Genomic DNA, 2,735 nt, shown 5'->3' with positions numbered 1-2,735 from the left:
GTGGTAGTGATTGCCCATGAGGCAGTACGCAAGCATCTGTGCATCGAAACGCTCCAGCGTCTGCCCGACGATCCTCAACAGCAGTTCCCGGTCCGCATCGTCGTCAAAGATTGGCTCGCGTCGATCACCACGTGAGGTGACGTGATAGACAGCGCCGGGAAACTCGATGCGCAACGGACGGGTCATGCCCCCAATGTAGGCGGCGAGATGGGGGACTTCAAATTTAAGGCCTGGCCCCCGTCCTGTGTGTTCGGTGAGCGACTGTGGAAAGACCCGCTAGGCACGGCCGCTAGTACCCTGTCAAACGGAGTGGAAGGCTTCCGGCTCGGGTTCAGAAAAGTGGTGCACGGCGATGGCCGCGCGATGGGCGCAACGCTGTTCGCGATCGGGACTGCGGGTGTGCCCATGGGGCGCTTGGGAGCCGCCGACGATGGGCTTCGTCTGGTTGAGTTGGACCCGATGCTGATTCGAACCACTCAGACTACAGTCAAGCAGCAGGGTGCTACCATTCCTGCATTGGTCGAAAGCATGAAGCGAAACGGGTTTGTCGTTGAGCCTGATCGGTTGATTGATGTTGTTCGCATGCCTGATGGAGTTCTTACGTCGCTAGACAACACGCGCATACTTGCTGCGCAAAGAGCAGGGGTGAACATTCAGGCTCGCGTGTTCGAGCACACTGACTTGCTTCCGGATGATCTTGACTATGTCTCGCGTTTTATTGGGCGGAAGGGAGAAATTCCGGTCACCTTCGGCGACGCAGTGGCAAACCGAATCAGCAACCAGAACTCGCTCTTCCGTACTGTCTACCCATACGGTTCTCCGTACATTGGTTCTGCGCATTGATGACTGAAGAACTTTTAGATGCCACAGAGCTGCCAAGTTGGTTTGCATACCCGTCTGACTTCTTACAGGAGGTTCAGTCGGGGTCGCTTGATATCGGTCCTTGGCAGATCCTGTTGGGAAAGTGGCTGCGCGTCAGGCATGAAGGCTTGAAGAAGCGCTTCCCTGATCGCGGCTTAGTGCCGTTTGCGCGCCGCCTAGACAATGATGACGTTGCCTGTTGGGATCGCGATGCATCAGGCAGGGTCTGTGTTGTCCACGACTTCAGCGCACCGGGATGGGAGCGGCGCACCGAATATGGATCCTTTGCAGCATGGCATCAAGCGGCGCAGGCAGAGGCCGAAGGCTACGACAGCGACTAAGACTGGCCAAGCAAATCGATCAGCGTGAGGCACGGTAGAAGGCTAAAGCGGGTGCGTTTTAGCTGGTGCCTTCTCGTAAGAACTGCGACGACACAGCATCGGTGAGCCAGACTCCGTTCTCGGCTTGGTGGAACACATGCCCTTGCGCGTGCATGCGGCCAGCGTCCACGACCAGCACCACGGGCGAGCCGTAGCGCTGGCCGACAGAGCGTGCGGTCTGCGGGTCCGCCGACAAGTGCACATGGTGACGTGAGCCGGGCTTGAGCCCTTCGCGACGGATTGACTCCACAAACCTTGATGCAGTGCCGTGGAACAGCGTGTCTGGTGGCTGCTTCGGCTCGAACTCGCGAGCCACGCTGCCGGTCGAGTGCCCTTGCACGGCGCGGATGCGCTGACCGTCGGCCGACAGCTCGAAGCGCTTCTTGTCGCTGGTGGCCACAACTTGCTCGACCAGTTCGCGGCTGAACGTGTGCCCCTGTTGGGCGCCCCCGGCGATCAACGCCTCGATGCTGCCCCAGCCTTCGCTGTCGAGTGAGAGCCCAATAGCCTGCGGTTCGTGACGCAGCACATAACTCAGAAACTTGCTTGCCGATACCAATTGCTTGTTGCTCATGTCTGCCTCGCGAGAATCAAACTGTCAAGGGGTCGTGCCCAAACTCGCAAACTCGGGGTCACAAACTCGAACTCGGGGTCAGGCCTTACGAACTCGGGGTCAGGCATTAAATCTTAAGTGCCACGCCCCTGCTCATAACGCTTGATCAGCTGACTGACCCGTGCCGTCGACAGCCCCAGTTCCTCACCGATCTGCGTCATCGTCAGCCCGGAGCGCGCATGTGCCAGCCACATCGCCTCTTCGCGCGTTGCCGCTTCGGCAACGTACTGCCGCAGCGTCTTGCCTTCGCTGCGTCGCTGAACCTTGGCGATGTCGCGCGCTTGATCAAGCCGCGCCGTTCCCGCGACGATCACCTGCATGCGTGCGACGAAGTCGTCGTTGCCGAGGTAGATCTGCCGCTGCAGGTTCTGCTCCCACAGTCGCATATCGCGAGCCGCGGCGACCAAGTCTGCATAACGATGCGCAGCTCGACGCTTGAGTGCCAGCGTGCTCGCTTCACGCGCCAATACATAACCGTGCAAACCATCGGTATCGAGCCAGGGCGGCGAGTTGCACTGCAGGCAATGCGCCCGGTAGCTGGACCACGGCCAGTGGCCTGCCTGCTCCACCATGCCGGCCCTGACAGGATTCAGCTCCACGTAGCGACAGACCTCCAGCAAGTAGCTGTCGCGATCGACCAGAATCGCCTTGAATCGGCCCTGCAGCACATGCCCCACTTTGCCGTGGCGACGGTTGTAGGCCTGCGTGTAGATGCCATTGAGCCGCTGCATCAGACCTGACAGATTGGCTCGGCGTGTGTGCAGCACGAAGTGGTAGTGATTGCCCATGAGGCAGTACGCAAGCATCTGTGCATCGAAACGCTCCAGCGTCTGCCCGACGATCCTCAACAGCAGTTCCCGGTCCGCATCGTCCTCAAAGAT

At 59.7% G+C, this 2,735-nt stretch carries 5 protein-coding genes; 2 read left to right on the top strand and 3 right to left on the bottom strand.

Annotation, left to right across the window (positions count from 1 at the left end; genetic code table 11):
* A partial coding sequence (locus tag OOT46_RS30570; protein ID WP_265407396.1) for a transposase occupies nucleotides 1-186 on the bottom strand: 186 nt, incomplete at its 3' end.
* A 123-nt stretch (nucleotides 187-309) separates the two neighbouring features.
* Between OOT46_RS30570 and OOT46_RS30565 the strand changes: the two genes are divergently transcribed.
* Nucleotides 310-843, top strand: coding sequence for a hypothetical protein (locus OOT46_RS30565; RefSeq protein ID WP_265407397.1), 534 nt, complete (start codon nucleotides 310-312; stop codon nucleotides 841-843).
* Nucleotides 843-1,202, top strand: coding sequence for a hypothetical protein (locus tag OOT46_RS30560; RefSeq protein WP_265407395.1), 360 nt, complete (start codon nucleotides 843-845; stop codon nucleotides 1,200-1,202). The genes OOT46_RS30565 and OOT46_RS30560 overlap by 1 nt, the downstream gene beginning before the upstream one ends.
* A 58-nt stretch (nucleotides 1,203-1,260) precedes the next feature.
* Here the strand turns inward: OOT46_RS30560 and OOT46_RS30555 are convergent, their stop codons facing one another.
* Both OOT46_RS30555 and OOT46_RS30550 read right to left on the bottom strand, forming a co-directional pair.
* The gene (locus tag OOT46_RS30555) at nucleotides 1,261-1,815 is read right to left on the bottom strand and encodes an RNA 2'-phosphotransferase (protein WP_265407394.1); all 555 of its coding nucleotides are present in this window, start codon (nucleotides 1,813-1,815) and stop codon (nucleotides 1,261-1,263) included.
* 113 nt (nucleotides 1,816-1,928) lie between these two features.
* Nucleotides 1,929-2,735 (bottom strand): transposase (locus OOT46_RS30550; protein ID WP_265407393.1); only part of this gene is annotated, 807 nt, incomplete at its 5' end.

This window comes from Aquabacterium sp. A7-Y (assembly GCF_026153205.1).
Classification (GTDB): domain Bacteria; phylum Pseudomonadota; class Gammaproteobacteria; order Burkholderiales; family Burkholderiaceae_C; genus Caldimonas.
The sequence above is the reverse complement of the archived record's forward strand: the minus strand, read 5'-3'. Positions and strand labels throughout refer to the sequence as shown.

Coding starts and splice junctions, on each gene's coding strand:
- OOT46_RS30560 (WP_265407395.1), top strand. CDS start 843: ATGACTGAAGAACTTTTAGATGCCACAGAGCTGCCAAGTTGGTTTGCA.
- OOT46_RS30555 (WP_265407394.1), bottom strand. CDS start 1,815: ATGAGCAACAAGCAATTGGTATCGGCAAGCAAGTTTCTGAGTTATGTG.